Raw genomic sequence first — 20,301 nt, forward strand, 5'->3', positions numbered from 1 at the left:
CCTGAAGCCGCAAGGGCCGCCCAAAGCTTTGCACGTCTATCTTCCCATCGCCGAGGTTTCGGTGAACGCGCTGCTGCTGGTGGCGCTGGGCGGGCTCGTGGGCTTCATTTCGGGACTGTTCGGCATCGGCGGCGGCTTCCTGATGACGCCGGTGCTGGTGTTTATGGGCATTCCGCCCGTGGTGGCGGTGGCCAGCGAGGCCAACCACGTCGCCGCCTCGTCGGTCTCCAGCGTCATCGCCTACAGCAAGAAGCGCGTGGTCGACTTCAAGATGGGCGCGGTGCTGGCCAGCGGCGGAGCCATCGGCTCGTTCGCCGGGGTCGAGGTGTTCCGCTGGCTGCGGCTGATCGGCCAGGCGGATCTGGCCGTCTCGGTTTCCTACTTGCTGTTCCTGGGCGTGATCGGCGGACTGATGCTGATCGAGTCCGTCGGCGCGATCCTGCGCCGGCGCGGCGGTCAGCCGCCCAAGCCGCGCCGCGACCGCCGTCCGCTGTTGCTGTACGCCTTGCCGTTCAAGGTCCGCTTCCCGCGCTCGCGGCTCTATATCAGCGTCATTCCGCCGATCGTGCTGGGCGTGTTCGTCGGGATCCTGTCAGCGGTGATGGGCGTGGGCGGCGGCTTCATCCTGGTGCCGGCCATGATCTACCTGCTGCGCATGCCCGCGCCCGTGGTAGTGGGCACCAGTCTGTTCCAGATCGTCATCACCACCTCGCTGACCAGCGTGCTGCAGGCCGGCCGTAACCAGACCGTCGACATCGTGCTGGCGACCCTGCTGCTGATCGGCGGGGTGATCGGCGCCCAGCTGGGCGCGCGGGCCTCGGGCCGCTTCCGCGCCGAGGAACTGCGAGCGCTGTTGGCCTTGCTCGTCCTGGCCGTCGGCCTACGGATGGGCGCGGACCTGTTCCTCAAGCCCGAGGAAGCCTTCGTCCTGATGACGGGGACGACGCGATGATCCCGCCCCCCGCGATCCCAATGGTCGAAGCGCCTCCCGCGCCGGCCTTGTCGGCCGCCCTGACCGACACGGAAATCCGCGTCAGCTCCGGCTTCCGGGGCGCGCGGATCGTGCTGTACGGCGCCGTCTTCGATCCCAGGGACCGGCCCAGCGACATCGTCGTCATCGTGCGTGGGCCGGACACGCCCCTGCGCATCGCCCGCAAGACCCAGGTCGCGGGCCTGTGGCTCAACAGCCGGCCCGTGGTGTTCCGCGGCGCGCCGGGTTTCTACCGCGTGGCCTCGACCCGGCCGCTGCAGGACATCGCCGGCTTCGCGCCGTTGCGCCACCTAGGCGCGGGTCTGGAGCATCTGGCCATCGCCGCGCCGATGGAGCAACGGGTCGAGACGACCTATGGCGTCCGTGACGTCGTCGTCAGCCGCCTCGGCGCGGACTATCTAGACTGGCGGCGGGCGGTGCTGCGCCTGAAGGAGAAGGCCGGCCTCTACGCCGCCGACCCGCAAGGGGTCCGCTTCGTCGATAAGGGCCTGTTCCGCGCCCAACTGGACCTGCCCGCCGAGTCGCCGATCGGCCAGTACACTGCCCGGATCGTGCTGTTCCAGGACGGCAAGCCGGTCTCGATCCGCGACCGGACCCTGGTCGTCGAGAAGGCCGGGGCCGAACGGGCCCTCTACCTGTTCGCGAAAGATCGTCCGTGGACCTATGGGCTTGTGTCGGTAATAGTCGCGCTCGGGGCAGGGTGGGCGGCTTCAGTCGCCTTCCGAAGGAGTTGAGTCATGAACGAGTCCGCGGCGGGGCGGACGCCGGTGCCGCCGGCGGTATGGGTCTTTGGTCTGTCGACCATCATGCCCTTCTTCATTGCATCGGGCCTGTTCTGCTACGGCCCTGATCCCATCCAGAAGCCGGCGCTGGTCGCCTTGCTCGCCTATTCGGCGGCGATGGTCTCGTACTTCGGGGGCGTGCGCAGCGGCCTCGAGATCGAGAATCCCAGCCCGCGCTGGTCGGTTCTGGGCCTGTCCCTTCTGTTCCCGCTGGCCGGATTTGGCCTGCTGCTGGGCGAGCTGAAGTTCGACCCGGCCTGGCAGCTGTCGGGCTTCCTGCTGGTCTTCCTGCTGCAATGGGTCTGGGACGTCACCGACCACGACGGCCCCACCTGGCGCCCGCGCATGCGCACCCTGCTGACCGCCGGCGCGGCCATTTCGCTGGCCTTCTCGCTGGAGCAGGCGCTGCATATGTGAAGTGTTCGCGGCCTAGTCCGGCCGCAGGGACTTCATCCCCACGGCATGGACGCGGCTGGGGCCCAGCGCCCCCGCCAGCATCGGGCCGGCGAACAGGTTCGAGAACGCAGCGTCCAGGATGTTCAGGCCGCCGGTGAAGGCGCCGAACGCCGGCAGCACCAGGCGCTGGCCGTCGGTGACGAAACAGCGCCGGCGCGTCGTGGCCCGGCCGCTGGTGATCCTGGCCGCCGGGTGAAGGTGGCCGGCCACCTCGCCGAGCTGGACGCCGGGCAGGGGTTCGTGGCGTAGGGTCAGGCCCGAAACCTCGGCCTCGTCGATGATTTCGCCGGGCAGGACCTTGGGACCGTCGGCGTCGTGGTTGCCTACCGCCCAGACCAGTTCGCGGCCCGTCGCCAGACCCTCCAGCCGCCGATGGTCATCCTGGGCCAGCCGCGCCTCGCCGGCGCCGTCATGGAAGCTGTCCCCTAGGAAGATCAGCCGTTTGGGCGCGAGCAGGGCGATCTCGCGGTCCAGCCGGTCCAGGGTCTCGCGGGTGTCGTAGGGCGGCAGCATCTGACCGAAGCGCGCGGCGTAGCTGCTGCCCTTCTCGAAGTGCAGGTCGGCGACGATCAGCGCCTCCTCGCGCTCAAGCCACAGGGCGCCGGACCAGCGCAGCATGACCTCGACATTGGCCAGGGCGATCCGCAGGCCGCCGCAGGTGGAAGGCCGGAAGCGGGTCATGGCATGGCCTCGGCGATCAGGTCTTCCTCGGCCTCGGCCAGGATCATCTCGCCGGCGGCGTCGCCCGGGGCGCGTTCGCGGCCAATCTCCAGCATGATCGGCACGGCGAACGGCGAGACGCGGTCCAGCGGCATGTGGCGGATATGGCCCTTCACGCGCTGGAGCATGTCGCCCAGCCGCGCGATGTCGAGCATGCCGGTGGCCGCGTCGTGGCGGGCGCAGCGCAGCATCAGGTGGTCGGGTTGGTGTTTGCGCAGCACGTCGTAGATCAGGTCGGTCGAAAAGGTCACCTGCCGTCCGGACTTCTCGGCGCCAGGGTGGCGGCGTTCGATCAGCCCGGCGATCAGGGCGCAGTGCTTGAAGGCCCGCTTCATCATGAAGCTCTCGTCCAGCCAAGCCTCCAGGTCGTCGCCTAGCATGTCCTGGGCGAACAGTTCGTCGAGATCCAGACCGTCCATGGGCCGCAGCGACCACAAGTTCAGGGCGTAGTCGTTGCAGACGAAGCCCAGCGGCCCGACACCCAACCTGTCGAGGCGGCGCGTCAGCAGCATGGCCAGGGTGGTGTGGGCCAGTCGTCCCTCGAACGGATAGCAGACCATGTGGAAGCGCTTTCCGTTCGGAAAGGTCTCCAGCAGCATCTCGCCCTCGTCGGGGATCGCCGAGCGGATCTTCTGCCAGGCCAGCCACTCCTGGACGTCCGGGGGCAGGGCGGTCCATTCGCGCTCGTCGTGCATCATCTGGCGCACGCGGCTGGCCAGATAGGTCGACAGCGGGAACTTCGAGCCGCCCCAGCTGGGCATCTTGGGATCGTCGTTCGGCGCGGGCGAGACGAAGGCGTCGGCCCCGATCAGGCTGTTGTACCGCCAGACCTGACCGGCAAAGATGAAGGTGTCGCCGGGCGTCAGCTGCTCGAAATAGCCTTCCTCGGCTTCGCCGATCTTGCGGCCCCCCATAGGACGTCGGCCGCCGCCGATGCGGATGTTGATCATGCCCGGCGAGACGATGGCCCCGACGTTCATCCGGTGCTGCTGGCGAGCCTGGGCGTTGCGGGCTGTCCAGAAACCTTCCGGTGTCTGCACGATGCGCCGGAACTTGTCGTAGGTGCGCAGGGCGTAGCCGCCGGTCGAGACGAAGTCGACGACGGTCTCGAAGTCCTCCCAGGAAAGCTCGGCATAGGGGCCCGCCGATCGGACCTCGTCATAGAGGTCGGTCAGCTTGAAAGGCTCCGAGCAGGCGCAGCCCATGATGTGCTGGGCCAGGACGTCCAGCGTGCCGAGCCGAGGCGGATCGCCGTCCAGGTGGTTTTCCAGGATGGCGTCGGCGGCGGCGCGGCACTCCAGCATCTCGAAGCGGCTGGCGGGTACGAACAGGGCGCGGCTGGGCTCGTCCAGGCGGTGGTTGGCGCGGCCGATCCGCTGGACCATCCGCGAGGCCCCCTTTGGCGCGGCCAGCTGGATGACCAGGTCGACGTCGCCCCAGTCGATACCCATGTCCAGGGTCGAGGTGCAGACCACGGCGCGCAGGTCGCCGCGAGCCATCGCGGCCTCGACCTTGCGGCGCTGCTCGGCCGACAGGCTGCCATGGTGCAGGGCGATTGGCAGGTCCGCCTCGTTCAGCTCCCACAGGCGCTGGAACGCGAACTCGGCCTGGAAGCGGGTGTTGACGAAGATCAGCGCCGTGTGGGCCTGCTTGATGATCTCGTAGACCTCGGCCATGGCGTGCTCGGCCGTGTGGCCCGCCCACGGCACCCGGCCGCCGGAGACGAGGACTTCGACGACGGGCTGTGCGCCGCCGGAGCCGAGGACGAGGTCGATGCCAGGTTCAAAATCCTCCCCCTGACGGGGGAGGTGGCCGGAGGCCGGAGGGGGAAGTTCTGAGGACTTGCCGCTTCCCCCTCCGTCGGCTTCGCCGACACCTCCCCCGCTAGGGGGAGGATTGCTTCCCAGCCACTTCCGCACCAGGTCCGGATCGTCCACCGTCGCCGACAGCCCTACGCGCCGCATCATCGGCGCGAACTGCTGCAGGCGCGCCAGGCCCAAGGCCAGCAGGTCGCCACGCTTTGACGGCCAGATGGCGTGGGCCTCGTCGATGATCACGCAGCGTAGGTCGGCGAAGTACTCGCGCGCGCCTTCCCAGGCGCAGAACAGGGCCAACTGCTCGGGTGTGGTCAGCAGGATGTCCGGTGGCCTCACGCGCTGACGGGCCTTGCGGCTTTCGCCCGTGTCGCCGGTGCGACTCTCGGCCACGATCGGCAGGCCCATCTCGCGGATAGGCGTCAGGAGATTGCGCTCGACGTCGACGGCCAGGGCCTTCAGCGGCGAGATGTAGAGGGTGTGGATGCCGGCCGGGGTGTTGCGCGGCGGGCGTTCGGCCAGCTCGATCAGGCTGGGTAGGAAGCCGGCCAGGGTCTTGCCGCCGCCCGTGGGCGCGATCAGCAGAGCGCCGCGCCCAGCCCGCGCCTTCTCCAGCATAGCCAGCTGATGCTCGCGCGGGCTCCAGCCGCGTTTGGCGAACCAGTCTCGGAACTTGGGAGGAAGGGCGGACGCCGCGGACATTGTCCGCGATATAGCATGTTCTCTTTCTGTTTCACGGGGGTTTTGCTAACAGACTCGCGTGACCGCTTCCCCGCCGACTCTGGATCTGGCTCCGGCCCTGGTCGTCCTGCCCGGGCCGCGCGCCGGCGTGGCCGACGGCGGCGGCGAGGGCCGGATGCTGCGGCCGCCGGACGCCCGCGACCTGTTCGAGCACGGCCCGGTGCTGGTGGCCCACGCGGCCATGACGGCGCGCCGGCTGAACCTGTCGCCGCCCGCGCGCAATCCGCGCCTGTTCGACGTGCTGGAACTCCACGCCTTCGCCCGCCCAGCGACGTTCTGCGCGCCCTCGGCCGTGGGCTTGGCCATGGCCCTGGGTCTGGCCGAGCCGCACGGCGCGGCCCAGCAGGCCCAGAGCCTGCGCGAGAGCGCCGACGCCTTGCTGCGCGAGCTGGCCCTGACGCCGGTCCCCTCGCGCGAAGAGGCCCTGGCCGTGGCCGAGACCCTGGCCAAGGCCGGCTGGTCGTGGGGACCCGCCGTGATCGGCGCGCTGCGCTCGGTCCCGGTCGGCAACCAGTTCCGGGGCTCGGGCCTCGACGTCTGGGCCCGCCTGGCCGAGTGGGAGGACCAGGCCCCGCCGGGCGAGGCCGGGTCGCGGCCGATCGATCCGGAGCGCGCCGGCGAGCGCCTGACCCAGCTCTTGCAACGCTCGGGGCTGGAAGAGATCCGCGAGGCCCAGGCCACCTTCGCCAAGGAGGCCGCCTACGCCTTCCAGCCGCGCGAGCGCGAGGGCGAGCCGCGCATGATGCTGGCCGAGGCCGGCACCGGCGTCGGTAAGACGCTGGGCTATCTGGCGCCCGCCTCGCTGTGGGCCGAAGCCAACGGGCCGTCGGTCTGGGTCAGCACCTACACCCGCGCCCTGCAGCGCCAGATCGAGCGCGAGAGCCGGTCGATCTATCCCGACCCCAAGGAGCGCGCCAGGAAGGCCGTCGTGCGAAAAGGGCGCGAGAACTACCTCTGCCTGCTGAACTTTCAGGAGCAGATCAACGGCGCCCAGCTGGGCAACGGCGACCTGATCGGTCTGGCCCTGACCGCCCGTTGGGCCCGCGCGACCCGCGACGGCGACATGACCGGCGGCGACTTTCCGGCCTGGCTGCCCACGCTCTCCGCCGTTCCACCTTCGGCTCAGGCCAGTCCCTCGAACCTGGTCGACCGGCGCGGCGAGTGCATCCACGCCGGCTGCCAGCACTATCGCATCTGCTACATCGAGAAGGCCGTGCGGGCGTCCAAGCGCGCCGACATCGTCATCGCCAACCACGCCCTCGTCCTCACCCAGGCCGCCTTCGACGGCGCGCGGACGGCGAGGGGGCTGAAGGGCGATAACGAGACCACCAGCCTCAAGCGCATTGTCTTCGACGAGGGGCACCACCTGTTCGAGGCGGCCGACAGCGCCTTCTCGGCCGCCCTGTCCGGCGCCGAGGCGGCGGAGCTGCGTCGTTGGATCCGCGGCCCGGAGGGGCGAGGGCGCCGAGGGCGCGGCCTGGAAGCGCGCCTGCTGGACATCCTGGGCGACCGTGAGGGCGCGCGCGGGGCGATGAACCAGGTCATCCAGGCCGCCGCCGCCCTGCCGGGCGAGGGCTGGTCGGGACGGGTCGCGCCGCCGGACGGCCAGATCAATCCGATCGGGCCGATCGAGAACTTCCTGGTCGCGGTGATCGAGCAGTTGCGCGCCCGCACCAGCGAGCGGGGCGGGGCGGACCTGGGCCTGCAATGCGACGCCCGGCCGGCCACCGACTTGGTCCGCGAGCGCGCGCCGGAAGCGGCGAAGGCCTTGGCCGCCATCGAAGCCCCGCTGCTGGCCCTGGCTCGCGCTCTGGAAGACGTGCTGGACGAGGACGCCGAGCACCTGGGTCCCTCCGAGCGCGCCCGGATCGAGGGCGCGCTGCGCGGCCTGGACCGCCGCGCCCGCATGACCTTGCCGGCCTGGCGTTCGATCCTGAAGGCCATCGAGGAGGACGACGTCGATCCGTCCGAGACCGATCCGGACTTCGTCGACTGGTTCGAGGCCACCTTCCTGTACGGCCGCGTCGTCGACGCCGCCTGTCGCAGGCACTGGGTTGATCCGACCGAGCCGCTGCGCGCGGCGGTGCTGTCGCCGGCCCACGGGGTGCTGGTGACCAGCGCCACCCTGGTCGATCCGGCCCTGGAGGATCCGTTCGCCCTGGCCGAGATGCGCACGGGCGCGGCCCGCCTGCCGTCCGCGCCCAAGGTGCTGCGGCTGGTCTCGCCGTTCGACTACGAGAACAACGCCAAGGCCTTCGTGGTCACCGACGTCAACAAGGAGGACCCGCGCCAGGTGTCTGCCGCCATGCGCGAGCTGTTCCTGGCCGCCGGGGGCGGAGGCCTTGGCCTGTTCACCGCTATCCGCCGGCTGAAGGCCGTGCACGAGCGCATCGCCGCGCCGCTGGCCGATAACGGTCTTGCTCTGTATGCGCAGCATGTCGATCCGCTGGAAGTGGGGGCGCTGGTCGACATCTTCCGGGCCGAGGAGGACGCGTGCTTGCTGGGGACAGACGCGATCCGGGATGGCGTGGACGTGCCGGGCCGCAGCTTGCGCCTTCTGGTCTTCGACCGCGTGCCGTGGCCGCGTCCGGACGTGCTGCACAAGGCCCGCCGTCTGCGCTTCGGCGGCAAGGGCTATGACGACGCCGCGGCCCGCGCCCGGATCAGCCAGGCCTTCGGCCGCCTGATCCGCCGGGCCGACGACCGGGGCGTGTTCGTCATGCTGGACGCGGCCGCGCCGACGCGGCTGTTCTCAAGCTTGCCGGAGGGTGTAACCTTGGAACGGGTAAGCTTGGTCGAAGCGATCGAGGGCACCGCCGCATTTCTGTCGAAGGATCGCTCTTAAGAACGGCTCCGATTTTCTCAGGGTTTCGTTTTTGATCCGTCCGTCCGGTTTCATCCTCGCCGTGGTCCTGCTGGCTGCTGGCGCCGCCAATGCCCAGGAGTTCGTCCGGGGAGACTGTCGGGGCGTGATCGCGCCCAGCGTGGGGCTCAAGTACGACACCGCCGAGCACGCCCGCTGGTACAAGCGCTTCTGGACGGGCGACTGCGACCACCTGCCGTTCTGCCTGCCGGGCGCGCCGAACTGGAATGACATCGTCGGCAAGCTGCTGACCAAGGGCGGGCCCAAGGAGCAGCCGGCCCTACTGCCCAAGGCCTGCCGCCTGGGTCAGTTGATCGGGCTGGAATGGTCGCGCGACAAGAAGGTGAAGCACATCACGACCGGCGACCTGAAGGTTTTCAACAGCATGCTGGAGGCGTCCGGCGATCCGCTGCGCGGCGTCGATCAGGTCGACGCCAAGGCCCGGGCCCTGACCGCGCCGCGTTGATCCCGATGCGTCCCCGAGAAGCCTGACGCGCTATGACTCAAAGCCGTCGAATTTCTGCAATCGGGAGGTCCTAAAAGACTCTCATAGGGGAGGCGTCAGTAGGAGCGTACCGATCATGACCCGACCCGCCGACCCCGCGATCGACGAAGCCGCCACGCCCTCGCGCGCGCGATCCGCCCGCGCCCTGGTCCAGGCGGTGCGATGGCGGACCGGCCTTTGCCAGGCCGACTTTGCGCGGATCTTCCATATCGACCTGACCCTGCTGGAGGATCTGGAGCACGGCGACGCGCGCCCCGACGCGGCCCTGACCGCCTATCTGAGGGTCATCGACCACGCGCCGGACGTCGTACGGGCCGCCTTGGGACGCGCACACTCCTGACAGTGGGGGATGTGTGTGTGCGTTCCGGGCGCGGACGTTTTCGGACGTGACACAAAAATCTACGTTTCTCACAAATCACCGCCGGATTGCCGACGGAATGGCAGCGCTTCCTCGTTCGACATCCAGTGGCGTCTGAAACGGCGCCTTGTCAGCGTCGAGGCGTGGCGTGTTCGATCGACTGTTTTTCTTTCACAACCCGAAGGCTGGCGGGACGTCGGTCGTCGGCGCCTTGAGCCAGTTGTTCCCGCCGGCCCGACGCGGCCCGCGCATAGAGAACGACGCGACCGAACACGCCCAGCACGCCGGTCGCTACGAGGCGTTCGCCGGCTATGACTTCTACGCCGGCCACTATGGCTTCGACATCTACGAGGCGGTGGGCGAGGGCATGCCGGCCGCGACCAACTTCCGCTGGCCGGTCGACCGGGTGGTCTCGGTTTATCGCTATTTCCGGCATGTGGTGGAGATCACCGACGCCCAGTCGCGCGACCCGCGCTTCCGAGCCGTCAGCTTGGCCAAGCGCCTGTCGCTGGACGATTTCGTGACCTGCGACGACCCGGCAGTGGTGCTGCACACCTACGACCATCACTGCCGGCAGCTGACCGGCTCGGGCTGGTCGCCGGTCTACGAACAGGACCTGGCGACAGCGCGGGACATGATCGACCGGATGGTCTGGTTCTATGTCTGCGAGCACCCCTACGAGTCGCTGGCCTGGGCCGATATGGCCTTCGAGGGGCGAGCGCCCCGGGTGGAGCGCCTGAACGTCACCCCCGCCGAGGATTCCGCCGAGACGCTGCTGAGCCCCAAGGCGCTACGCCAGGTGCTGTCGCGGAACCAGAAGGACATCGCGATCTATCAGCACGCGCTCGGCCGGCTGCTGGCCGAGGTGAGCCCGGCCGAGACGCGTTTGATCGCCTAGTCTAGGCGTCCACGAACTTGATCAGCGTGGCCATGTTGGCGATGAACGCGCCCGTCGAGATGCCGATCGCCGGATGCGGATCCGGATAGGGCGAGGTGTCGTACTTGTCGCCGACCTTGGTCTCCGAGAAGTCGCCCGGCGTCGGCGTGGCGGGACCGTCGCCGATATAGGGCTGGCTGGTCTGGGTCAGGGGCGTGGGCCACCAGCCCTCGGCGTTCAGCTCGGCCGTCAGCTTGGCGACCTTGGCCGGGTCGGCGCTGACGCGCTTGGTCGCCGAGCTCGAGAGATCGCCGCCCACGGTCAGGTCGTCGACCGAGAGGTCCTTGACCATGAAGTACTTGGGCAACGGACGCGTGCCCTTCAGCGGCGAGTGTTTGCTGGCCTCCTCCGGCGGGGTGGCTTTCAGTTTCTCGTAGCGCGCGCGCAGGCCGGCCACGTCGACATTGCGGAACGACGAGTAGTGGGTGACCGTCTTTTCCGGATTCTCGTCGACATAGTAGCGGCCGTTGACGACGTTCGAGCCCGTGCGGTGCACGTAGAGCGGCTTGTTCGTCCCGATCTGGATGAAGGTCGGATAGCGGGCCTTGCCGGGCATGACGTCGTCGGGCAGGCGCACGCTGTCCAGCCAGGCCAGGGCTTCAGGCACGCGGGCCAGATACTTCGGATCGCCCGTCAGCTGGTAGAAGGTCAGGAGCTGCGAGACGCAGCTGGCCGAGGCGTGGGTGGCGAAGGCCTTGGGCTCGTAGGTGCGGGCCCCGGCAGGCTTCAGGTCGGCGACCGTGTGCTGCAGGCCCCAGCCGGCCTGGGGCGCGGGCTGTTGGCAGGCGACGTAGCAGTCCATGGCCCGACGGATCGGCTCCAGGACGGTTTTGTCGCCCAAGGCCTGATAGACCATGATCAGGAACTCGATGTTCTCGCCGACCACGTCGTCGTTGAAGGTGATGAAGCTGGTGTAGTCGGGATTGCCGTGGTGGTGGAACTCGTCCTTCAGCGGATAGCGCTGGGGCCAGCCGCCGACCGGGTACTGGCTTTCCAGGACGAACTTCAGGGCCTTGTCGAAGGCGGCCTTGTACTTGGGATCCTTCTTCTCGACGTACATGCGCAGCATGAACTTGCAGCACTCGGCGGTGCCTTCGTCGTCGAAGGTGCAATTGCCGTAGTAATGCTGGAATTCCTCGAGCCGCCAGCCGTTCTTGCCGATGGTGTCGTACCATTTCTTCAGCGAGGCCTCGCCGGCCAGGTCGCCGATATAGTTCCAGCCGCCGGCCGGGTTCTGGATCGAGATCAGGGCGTCGGCGGCCTTGCAGGCGGCGTCGTAGTAATATTCGTCGCCGGTGGCGTGATAAGCGTCCAGGAACACATGGCCGACCGTGCCGGTGCCGGGGGGCTGGACCCAGATCATCGTCGGGAAGGCTTCCATCTCGCCCCAGCGGCGCGAGAAGTCGGGCAGGTAGCTCCAGACATAGCCGCCCTTGTAGGCGGCTTTCTCGACCATGAACCTCGAGGCCTTCTTCATGACATCCAGCGCCTGGGCCTTGCTGGTCTGGGCCAGGGCCTTCAGCGGGCTGAGCGCGCCGGCGGCGGCGAAGGCGGCGGCCGAGGTGGCCATCAGGCGGCGGCGGGAAATGGGGCTGAGCGGCATGGGGTACTCCGACGGACGCGGAGCCGACATCGAGCCGGAAGGGGCGTATCTCAAGTGTTCCTCCCGGGCCAACGCGGGCCCCGTCGTCTTGCAGCGACGATCTGGAATACAGTTTGCTACCGGTGTCATTGATTTGGCCATCCATTTTTGCGACGGCCCACGCCAGCGCGCATGCGGCGGCTGGTCGCGACGGAAATTTGTGTTTCCGTCTGACGCCTTGATTGAAAACGATTTCTTCCTCGACAGCATACCCGAAATGGGGCCTGCGACAGGTGGACGCGTTGCCTGTCGATCTCGGTTCGGCGAAATGACGCCCAGCAAGTTTCTGAGGCGACGCCGCCGCGCTCGAAGTTCAGCGCTGCCGACGCCGTCCTGTTGGGGAACAGGACGACGCCCCCGGACCCCAAGGTTCGGGGGCGTTTTCATTCAAGGCTATGCTTGGCCTTCAACGATCCTTCACAGTCTGGCGCACGCTATTCCTCGAACAACGTGCGCTGTGCGTCCAGCGGTCGCATGGCGGGCGCGTTCATCTTCTGTAAAACTTTACGTTATGGGAAACCGAAGCCACCATCTCAGCGAAGCCGAGCATCTCGAGCGACAGGCCGAGATCGCCGACAACACGCATGCGCGGGCGGCGTTGCTGCGCATGGCGCGAGCCTCGCGCGGCGTGGCGGCACTGGTGGGCATGTTCGAGGCCTGCGCCGATGAGACCCGCCCGACGCTGACGCGCTAGACGCGCTGCTTTAGAGGGCCTGGCTCAGGCACACGGCCACGCAACGCTTGGCCAGTTCTCCCGTCGCATCCAGGAACGGAACCGACAGGTCCGAGGCCGACAGCACCAGCGGCACCTCCGTGCAGCCGGCCACCACGCTCTGCGCGCCCTTGCCGACAAGACGGTGGGCCAGGGCGGCCATGGTCTCGCGCGAGGCCCCGCCTAGGTCGCCCTGCTTGATCCGATAGAGCAGGGCCATGAACTCGACCTGCTCGTGGTCGTCCAGCATCACCACCTCCAGCCCCATGTGCGAGAAGCGGTCGCGATAGAGGCTCAGCGCCAGGCTGGTGCCCAGCACCCCGACGACGCTCGCGCTCTTGGCCTGGGCGGCCAGGCCCGCCGTCTCCAGCATGTCGACGAGGGGCAGGCCCGACGCGCGGACCTCTTCGGCATAGGCGTGGGCGGTGTTGCAGGCTATGGCCAGCACCTGGGCCCCGCCGTCGCGCAGCCCCGCGGCCATGGCCGCCAGCACGGGGCCCGGATCGGACGTCGAGACGTTGCGGTCGGGGACCTTGGGATTGATGTCGACCAGCACCCGCAGGTGATCCTGCTCGCGCTTCACCGGCGTGGCGGCCTGCAGCTTGGCCAGGAAGTCCAAGGTCGCCGCCGGACCCATGCCGCCCAAGACTCCGAGGATCTTGCTCATCAGAGGGCGGGCTCCAGCACGCTTTGATAGCCGAACAGGCCCTGGGCGCCGCCCGTGTGCAGGAAGACGACCCGTTGGCCCTTGAACGCGCCCTTGCGAGCCTGATCGATCAGGCCCTTCATCGCCTTGCCCGAATAGACGGGATCCAGCAGCAGGCCTTCGGTCCGGGCCGCCAGGGTCAGGGCGTCGATCACGCCCTGGTCGACCAGGCCATAGCCCTCGCCGACATAGTCGCAGTTGGCGACGACGGCCTCGCGCCTGACGCGGCCGGCCGCGCCGATCGTCTCGGCGGTGGCGACCGCCAGGTTGAAGACGTTCTCTTCCTGCTTGGGCTTGGGCGCGCGGACGCCGAAGCCGAGGATCGGAATGTCGACCGACAGGGCCGCGAAGCCGGCGACCAGGCCCGCGTGGGTGCCGGCGCTGCCGGTGGCGGTGACCAGGCGGTCGATCTTCAGGTCCATCTGGTCGGCCTGCACGACCAGTTCGCGGGCGCAGTCGACATAGCCCAGCGCGCCGACCGTGTTCGAGCCGCCGCCGGGAATGACATAGGGCTTGCCGCCGCGCTGGCGGACGCTCTCGGCGGTGCTCTCCAGTTCGGCGACCATGTCCGCGCCGCCCGGGGCATAGCGGATCGCCGCACCCATCAGCTTGTCGAGCAGGACATTGCCGTTGCCGATGTAGTCGCCGGCCTTGGAGCCGGTGCGCTCTTCCAGGATCACCTCGGTCTTCAGGCCAAAGCGGACGCCAGCGGCGATGGTCTGGCGGACGTGGTTGGATTGGACGGCGCCTTGCGTCACCAGTGTGTCGGCGCCTTGGGCCAGGGCCTCGCCCAACAGGAACTCAAGCTTGCGGGTCTTGTTGCCGCCGCCCGCCAGACCCGTGCAGTCGTCGCGCTTGACCCAGAGGTCGATCCCGAGTTCCGCGCCCAGGCGGGGCAGGGGCTCCAGCGGCGTCGGCAGGTGGGCGAAGCGGGCGCGGGGAAAGCGAGCGAGATGCATGCCAAAATCCTTGGAACTGGAGCCCTTACGGAGTCGCCGTCTCTGTTAGCACGCCCTGTAGTGGGCGCGAGCGTATCCGGACGAGTGGTGGTATGATGCCCCATCGAGAGCCGGCGCACGTACGTCCGGCTCCAGGGAGGACGACATGACCCGAGCGATCCCGCTCGCCGCGCTGGGCGCGGCGGCGCTTCTGTCCTTTGCCGGTGCGACGGAAGCTTCAACCCTGATCATCGGCAGTGGCGCGGCCCAGGAATGTTCCGACGCCGCCTTGAAAGGCCGAGAGGACAGCCGCGCGGTGCTGGCCTGTACAACGGCTCTCGAAGTCGAGACCCTGAACTTCCGCGACCGCGCCCGCACCTATGTGAACCGTGGCGTCCTGCAGATGCGACAGCGCCAGTTCGGCGCCGCCCGCGCCGACTTCGACCAGGCCTCGAGTATCGATCCCAACCTGGGCGAGGCCTATGTGAACCGCGGCGCCACCTTCGTCGGCGAAGAACGCTATGGCGAAGGCGTCGAGCAGATCGACAAGGGCCTGGCGCTGGGGGTCAAGGACCCGGAGAAGGCCTTCTTCAACCGGGGCCTGGCCAATGAGGGCCTGGGCGACCTGACGGCGGCCTACAAGGACTATTCGCGGGCCTCCGCGCTGAAGCCCGACTGGGTGGCGCCGAAGACCGAACTCGCGCGTTTCACGGTCAAGCGGCCCTGAACGCTCCACGTCGTCGGGCCCATCACGAGGTGTGCCTGATGCGGCGTGGCGTTCTACTGTTGTCGGTCAGCTTGGCGGCGCTGGGCGGCGTCGCGGGGGCCCAGGACCTGCGCGCGCTGCAGGCTCGCAACGCCGCCGCCCACGCCTTGGAGGACGTCCGGCGCGACCTGCTGGCCAACCAGATCGAGGCGTCGAACGCGCGTGAGCAGGCCGCCAGCGCGGCGAGGCTGCGCGCGCTGGACGCCCAGCGAACCGCGCCGGACGCCCGGTCTTTGACCATCCCGCCGGCTCGCGTGATCGAGTCGCCGGATCGGCGTGACGCCGAGCTGTCGGCTTCGGCCAGCCAACTGGACCGCCTGACCCAGGCGGCCCTGGCCGAGAGCAATGCGCGCATGCGGGCCATCCGGCCGGCGAGCGAACCGAAACAACGCTAGAGACGAGGAACGCTCATGGAGTGGCAAGGCGGCCGTCGGTCCGGCAACATCGAGGATCGGCGCGGTCTGGGGCCCGTCGGCATCGCCGGCGGCGGTATCGGCGCGGTGGTGCTGGCCGCCATCGGCTATTTCGTGTTCGGCATCGATCCGCGCACGACCATGGAGGCGACCCAGGGCTTGCAGCAGCCCGCCCAGCAGGAGGGGGCGCGCGGCGAGGTCAGCGACAAGGAAGGCCAGTTCGTCGACGTTATCGAGACCTCGAACCGCGAGGTCTGGTCGCCGATCTTCCGCAACGAAGGTGTCGACTACCGGCCGCCCGAGGCGATCGTCCTCTACAAGCAGGCCACCGGCACCGGCTGCGGCACGGGCCAGTCGGCCATGGGCCCGTTCTATTGCCCGGCCGACCAGAAGGTCTATCTGGACCTGTCGTTCTGGCAGGAGTTGGAGAGCCGCTTCGGCGCCAAGGGCGACTTCGCCCGCGCCTATGTCATCAGCCATGAGATCGGTCACCACGTGCAGCATCTGCTGGGCGCCGACCAGCAGGCCCGCCGGCTGGGCGCACGGGGCGAGGAGAGCGGCTCGGTGCGGCTGGAGCTGCAGGCCGACTGCTACGCCGGCGTCTGGGCCGCGCACGCGGGCGACGCCTCGGGCGGCCGGATCGTCATCAATCGCGCCGACATCCAGGACGGCCTGGGCGCGGCGGCGGCGGTCGGCGACGACACCATCCAGAAGCGCTCGCAGGGCCAGGTCGTGCCCGACAGCTTCACCCACGGCACCAGCGCCCAGCGCATGCGCTGGTTCACCCGCGGCTACGACCAGGGTGACCCCAACGCCTGCGACACCTTTTCGGCGTCTCGGCTCTAGCCCCGCTTGACCCAGGTCAAAGTCGGACTAGTGTCCGCCCATTGTTCACCGGGGGGTCGCTCGCGCGGCTGAGATTGGGTTTCGGCCCTGACCCGTAGAACCTGATCCGGGTCATGCCGGCGAAGGGAGGGAACGCGGATCAGGGCTCATCGTCCGTCCGTAAACCGACTTAAGCGCGACACGTCCGGGTCTCCTCGAAGCCGAAGGAGCGCCCGACTATGAACATCCAGACGACCATCAAATCCGTGGCCGAGACGATCTCGACCGGCCCGATCCCCGGTTCGCGCAAGGTCTACCAGGCCGGCGCGCTGTTTCCCGAGCTGCGCGTGCCGTTCCGCGAGGTGGCCGTACACCCGTCGGCCAACGAGCCGCCGGTGACGATCTACGATCCCTCGGGCCCCTACAGCGACCCGACCGTCAGCATCGACATCGAGAAGGGCCTGCCGCGCACCCGCGAGGCCTTCGTCGTGGCGCGCGGCGACGTCGAGATCGTCGCCGATCCCCGCCAGGTCAAACCCGAGGACAACGGCTTCGCTCAGGGCAAGCACCTGGCGCCGGAGTTTCCCGACCAGAGCCGCACGATCTATCGCGCCAAGCCGGGCAAGCTGGTCACCCAGCTGGAATACGCCCGGGCCGGGATCATCACGGCCGAGATGGAATATGTCGCCATCCGCGAGAACCTGCGCCGCGAGCAGGACCGCCCGTGCGTGCGCGACGGCGAGGACTTCGGCGCTTCGATCCCCGACTTCGTGACGCCCGAGTTCGTGCGCCAGGAAGTGGCCCGCGGCCGCGCCATCATCCCGGCCAACATCAACCACGGCGAGCTGGAGCCGATGGCGATCGGCCGCAATTTCCTGGTCAAGATCAACGCCAACATCGGCAATTCGGCGGTGCTCTCCACCGTCGCCGACGAGGTCGACAAGCTGGTCTGGGCTACGCGCTGGGGCGCCGACACGGTCATGGACCTGTCGACCGGCCGCAACATCCACAACATCCGCGACTGGATCATTCGCAACAGCTCGGTGCCGATCGGCACGGTGCCGATCTACCAGGCGCTGGAGAAGGTCAACGGCGTGGCCGAGGACCTGAACTGGGAGGTGTTCCGCGATACCCTGATCGAGCAGTGCGAGCAGGGCGTCGACTACTTCACGATCCACGCCGGCGTGCGCCTGCCGTTCATCCCGATGACGGCCAAGCGCGTGACCGGCATCGTCTCGCGCGGCGGCTCGATCATGGCCAAGTGGTGCCTGGCCCACCACAAGGAGAACTTCCTCTACGAGCGCTTCGAGGACATCTGCGAGATCATGCGCGCCTACGACGTGTCGTTCTCGCTGGGCGATGGCTTGCGACCGGGCTCGACCGCCGACGCCAACGACGAGGCCCAGTTCTCGGAGCTGCGCACCCTGGGCGAACTGACCAAGGTCGCCTGGAACCACGGTGTCCAGGTGATGATCGAGGGGCCTGGCCACGTGGCCATGCACAAGATCAAGGCCAACATGGACGAGCAGCTGAAGCACTGCCACGAGGCCCCCTTCTACACCCTCGGCCCGTTGACCACGGACATCGCCCCTGGCTACGACCACATCACCTCGGCCATCGGCGCGGCGATGATCGGCTGGTTCGGCACGGCGATGCTCTGCTACGTTACGCCCAAGGAGCACCTGGGCCTGCCCGACCGCGACGACGTCAAGACCGGCGTCATCACCTACAAGCTGGCCGCCCATGCCGCCGACCTCGCCAAGGGCCACCCGGGCGCGGCGATGTGGGACGACGCCATCAGCCGCGCGCGCTTCGAGTTCCGCTGGGAGGACCAGTTCAACCTGGGCCTGGATCCGGAGACCGCCCGCAAGTTCCACGACGAGACCCTGCCGAAGGAGGCGCACAAGACCGCCCACTTCTGCTCGATGTGCGGCCCCAAGTTCTGCTCGATGAAGATCAGCCAGGAAGTCCGCGACTTCGCGGCCGGCAAGGCGCCCAACAGCACCGAACTGGGCATGGCCGAGATGAGCGAGAAGTTCAAGGAACAGGGCTCGGAGATCTATCTGAAGACGGAGTAGGCCGATTTCACTGGCGCGGCGGCGGGGACATCTTCACCGTCGCGCCATGAAACGCCTGAGTCTCCTAGCGGCCGTCGCCAGTCTCGCCATCGCCGCGCCGGCTTTCGCCGAAAGTCCGTTCTGGCCGGTCCAGGCCAAGGGCGGAATGGTGGCGGCCGAGCTGCGCGGGGCCTGGAAGTCGCGCGGCTATGGCTGGATCGTGCAGTTCGGGCCGGACGGCGCTCAGCTGTTTCAGGCCGCCGGCGAGGGCTGCTACCCCGATCCGCGTCGCGAGCCCGACCCCGACGGCGTCATGACGCTGTGGCGGTCGGAGGGGCAGGGGACCATCACCCTGACCGGCGACCCGTCCGGCACGCGCTATCTGTTCGATCGTCTGCCGAACTTGCCCACCCCCTGCATCGCGGCGGCCGCGTGGACGCCCGACCGCATCGTCGCCTTCGCCGCCGACACCTTCGCCGAGGTCTATCCCCGCTCGACCGAGCGGGGTCTGGACTGGAAGGTGCGCAAGGCCGAGGCCCTGGCCAAGGTCTCGCCCACCGCGACGGACGTCCAGCTATGGACGGCGCTGTCGGGCCTGCTGGCCGGTCTGGATGATCCTCATGTCGAGCTGCACGGCATGGTGGATGGGGCGCGCCGCGACCTGGAGCCCGGCGACCCGCCGACCCTGATCCGCGTTCACGCGGCCGATCCGGCCGGTGACGAGAAGGCCTGGCTGCAGGCCTATCGCGAGGGCGTCCTAACCCAGGTGCTGCAAGGGCGTGGGCGGCAGGCGGCCAACAACCGCGTCTTCTGGGGCCGTGTCGACGACATCGGCTATCTGAACCTGGTGACCATGGGCGCCTTCGCCCGCAACGCCGCGCCGGACGATCCCCGGCCGCTGGACGCGGTGCTGGACGAGGCCATGGCCGCCTTCGCCGGCGCCAAGGCGGTGATCGTCGACGTCAGCAACAACCGGGGCGGCTACGACACCATAAGCGCCCGGATCGCGGCGCGCTTCGCCGACCAGCCCCAGCTGGCCTATTCGAAGGTCGCGGTCGGGGCCAAGGCGCCGCCGCAGCCGCTGCGGGTCGAGCCGGCCGGCGGTCCGCGGTTCACGGGGCCCGTCTATCTGGTCACCAGCGACGTCACGGTCAGCGCCGGCGAGACCTTCGCCCTGATGATGAAGGCCCTGCCCAACGTGAAGCAGGTCGGAATGACCACGCGCGGCGCCTTCTCGGATCAGTTGCCCAAGCCCTTGCCGAACGGCTGGGCTCTGGCCCTTCCGGCCGAGCTCTACAAGGGTCCCAAGGGAGAGGACATGGAGGGCAGGGGGCTGGCGCCCGACATGCCGCTGGACGTCTTTCCCGCCAATGACCTGAATGGTGGCCACGCCAAGGCCATCCAGGCGCTGATGGCGAAAATCCGCGCCGAAGCGCGCTAGGCCTGTCGGAACCGGGGCTGGTCGGACGTCCTTGATCCGTCAACGACGATCAGAGGAGGAACATCATGGCCTATGTCGACGGTTTCCTGGTGCCCGTGCCCAAGGACAAGCTGGACGCTTACAAGGAGATGGCCCGCCTGGGGGCCGAGGTCTGGATGGAGTACGGCGCGCTGTCGTACGTGGAATGCGTCGCCGACGACGTTCCGTATGGCGAGGTCACCTCGTTCCCGCGCGCGGTGCAGGTCAAGGACGACGAGATCGTGATCTTCTCGTGGATCACCTACAAGGATCGCGCCAGCCGCGACGAGATCAACGCCAAGGTCATGGCAGACGAACGCCTCAAGGCCTACATGGCCGACATGCCGTTCGACGGTAAGCGGATGATCTTCGGCGGCTTCCAGCCCTTCTTGGAAAAGTAGCCCGTTCAGGTTGTGTCGCCTGGCGGCCGGTCCGCCGGGCGACGACCGATCTGGCTGCTCCGGCGCGTCGCGCGCCTTAAGGCTCAGTTTGTTTCCCATTTGTAACATCATTTCCGTGACAACATGTCGTCATCCAGAATGTGACGATAATTCAACGCTTCCCCGAGATAGCGGCGTTAGAAGACACACCAGTGTGCGCTTTATGCTGCATTGCC

Annotated in this window: 18 protein-coding genes, 1 pseudogene and 1 riboswitch; of the genes and pseudogenes, 14 read left to right on the top strand and 5 right to left on the bottom strand. The window is 68.4% G+C overall.

Annotation, left to right across the window (positions count from 1 at the left end):
- Positions 1-28: 28 nt before the first annotated feature.
- Genes MZV50_RS09440 through MZV50_RS09450 form a run of 3 tightly spaced genes read left to right on the top strand, consistent with a single transcriptional unit; the run spans position 29 to position 2,190 of the window.
- Positions 29-952 (top strand): sulfite exporter TauE/SafE family protein, encoded by a 924-nt coding sequence (locus MZV50_RS09440; RefSeq protein WP_252634201.1) that lies wholly within the window; start codon positions 29-31, stop codon positions 950-952.
- A 20-nt stretch (positions 953-972) separates the two neighbouring features.
- Positions 973-1,725, top strand: a complete 753-nt coding sequence (locus MZV50_RS09445; protein WP_252634203.1) for a TIGR02186 family protein — start codon at positions 973-975, stop codon at positions 1,723-1,725.
- 3 nt (positions 1,726-1,728) lie between these two features.
- Positions 1,729-2,190 carry a DUF3429 domain-containing protein gene (locus MZV50_RS09450; RefSeq protein WP_252634204.1) on the top strand — a complete coding sequence of 154 codons (462 nt, stop codon included), beginning with the start codon at positions 1,729-1,731 and terminating at the stop codon, positions 2,188-2,190.
- Positions 2,191-2,202: 12 nt separating this feature from the next.
- On the opposite strand, the gene pdeM is transcribed toward MZV50_RS09450, so the two are convergent.
- Positions 2,203-2,910 carry a ligase-associated DNA damage response endonuclease PdeM gene (gene pdeM, locus MZV50_RS09455; RefSeq protein ID WP_252634205.1) on the bottom strand — a complete coding sequence of 236 codons (708 nt, stop codon included), beginning with the start codon at positions 2,908-2,910 and terminating at the stop codon, positions 2,203-2,205.
- Positions 2,907-5,465, bottom strand: a pseudogene (locus MZV50_RS09460) (ligase-associated DNA damage response DEXH box helicase). The gene pdeM and the pseudogene MZV50_RS09460 overlap by 4 nt, the downstream one beginning before the upstream one ends.
- 58 nt (positions 5,466-5,523) lie before the next feature.
- Between MZV50_RS09460 and MZV50_RS09465 the strand changes: the two are divergent.
- From MZV50_RS09465 to MZV50_RS09480, 4 genes are all read left to right on the top strand, one after another.
- The gene (locus MZV50_RS09465; RefSeq protein WP_252634209.1) at positions 5,524-8,349 is read left to right on the top strand and encodes an ATP-dependent DNA helicase; all 2,826 of its coding nucleotides are present in this window, start codon (positions 5,524-5,526) and stop codon (positions 8,347-8,349) included.
- 31 nt (positions 8,350-8,380) lie between these two features.
- Positions 8,381-8,833, top strand: coding sequence for a hypothetical protein (locus MZV50_RS09470; RefSeq protein WP_252634210.1), 453 nt, complete (start codon positions 8,381-8,383; stop codon positions 8,831-8,833).
- 115 nt (positions 8,834-8,948) lie between these two features.
- Positions 8,949-9,212, top strand: a complete 264-nt coding sequence (locus tag MZV50_RS09475) for a helix-turn-helix domain-containing protein (RefSeq protein ID WP_252634211.1) — start codon at positions 8,949-8,951, stop codon at positions 9,210-9,212.
- Between the two features lie 166 nt (positions 9,213-9,378).
- The gene (locus MZV50_RS09480) at positions 9,379-10,128 is read left to right on the top strand and encodes a hypothetical protein (protein ID WP_252634212.1); all 750 of its coding nucleotides are present in this window, start codon (positions 9,379-9,381) and stop codon (positions 10,126-10,128) included.
- A 1-nt stretch (position 10,129) separates the two neighbouring features.
- Here the strand turns inward: MZV50_RS09480 and MZV50_RS09485 are convergent, their stop codons facing one another.
- The gene (locus tag MZV50_RS09485; protein WP_252634213.1) at positions 10,130-11,770 is read right to left on the bottom strand and encodes a pectate lyase; all 1,641 of its coding nucleotides are present in this window, start codon (positions 11,768-11,770) and stop codon (positions 10,130-10,132) included.
- Between the two features lie 550 nt (positions 11,771-12,320).
- Between MZV50_RS09485 and MZV50_RS09490 the strand changes: the two genes are divergently transcribed.
- On the top strand, positions 12,321-12,503 hold the full coding sequence (locus MZV50_RS09490; RefSeq protein ID WP_252634214.1) for a hypothetical protein: 183 nt from the start codon (positions 12,321-12,323) through the stop codon (positions 12,501-12,503).
- Positions 12,504-12,513: 10 nt separating this feature from the next.
- Here MZV50_RS09490 and MZV50_RS09495 read toward each other — a convergent pair whose 3' ends face one another.
- Together MZV50_RS09495 and MZV50_RS09500 are read right to left on the bottom strand one after the other, a co-directional pair.
- Positions 12,514-13,188: an aspartate/glutamate racemase family protein gene (locus tag MZV50_RS09495; protein WP_252634215.1), complete on the bottom strand. Its 675-nt coding sequence runs from the start codon at positions 13,186-13,188 to the stop codon at positions 12,514-12,516.
- Complete coding sequence (locus tag MZV50_RS09500; protein ID WP_252634216.1) at positions 13,188-14,186, bottom strand: D-cysteine desulfhydrase; 999 nt, start codon at positions 14,184-14,186, stop codon at positions 13,188-13,190. Before MZV50_RS09500 ends, MZV50_RS09495 begins: the two co-directional genes overlap by 1 nt.
- Before the next feature lie 145 nt (positions 14,187-14,331).
- Here MZV50_RS09500 and MZV50_RS09505 point away from each other — a divergent pair, with 145 nt between their 5' ends.
- From MZV50_RS09505 to MZV50_RS09530, 6 genes are all read left to right on the top strand, one after another.
- The gene (locus MZV50_RS09505) at positions 14,332-14,892 is read left to right on the top strand and encodes a tetratricopeptide repeat protein (RefSeq protein ID WP_252634217.1); all 561 of its coding nucleotides are present in this window, start codon (positions 14,332-14,334) and stop codon (positions 14,890-14,892) included.
- 38 nt (positions 14,893-14,930) lie between these two features.
- The gene (locus MZV50_RS09510; protein ID WP_252634218.1) at positions 14,931-15,326 is read left to right on the top strand and encodes a hypothetical protein; all 396 of its coding nucleotides are present in this window, start codon (positions 14,931-14,933) and stop codon (positions 15,324-15,326) included.
- A gap of 15 nt (positions 15,327-15,341) precedes the next feature.
- Complete coding sequence (ypfJ, locus tag MZV50_RS09515; protein WP_252634219.1) at positions 15,342-16,190, top strand: KPN_02809 family neutral zinc metallopeptidase; 849 nt, start codon at positions 15,342-15,344, stop codon at positions 16,188-16,190.
- 39 nt (positions 16,191-16,229) lie between these two features.
- Positions 16,230-16,335, top strand: a riboswitch (TPP riboswitch).
- Between the two features lie 73 nt (positions 16,336-16,408).
- The gene (gene thiC / locus MZV50_RS09520; protein ID WP_252634220.1) at positions 16,409-18,247 is read left to right on the top strand and encodes a phosphomethylpyrimidine synthase ThiC; all 1,839 of its coding nucleotides are present in this window, start codon (positions 16,409-16,411) and stop codon (positions 18,245-18,247) included.
- A 46-nt stretch (positions 18,248-18,293) separates the two neighbouring features.
- On the top strand, positions 18,294-19,667 hold the full coding sequence (locus MZV50_RS09525) for a S41 family peptidase (RefSeq protein ID WP_252634222.1): 1,374 nt from the start codon (positions 18,294-18,296) through the stop codon (positions 19,665-19,667).
- 65 nt (positions 19,668-19,732) lie between these two features.
- Positions 19,733-20,086 carry a DUF1428 domain-containing protein gene (locus tag MZV50_RS09530; protein WP_252634224.1) on the top strand — a complete coding sequence of 118 codons (354 nt, stop codon included), beginning with the start codon at positions 19,733-19,735 and terminating at the stop codon, positions 20,084-20,086.
- The last annotated feature ends 215 nt before the right edge of the window (positions 20,087-20,301 follow it).

The organism is Caulobacter segnis, from assembly GCF_023935105.1.
Taxonomy (GTDB): domain Bacteria; phylum Pseudomonadota; class Alphaproteobacteria; order Caulobacterales; family Caulobacteraceae; genus Caulobacter; species Caulobacter segnis_B.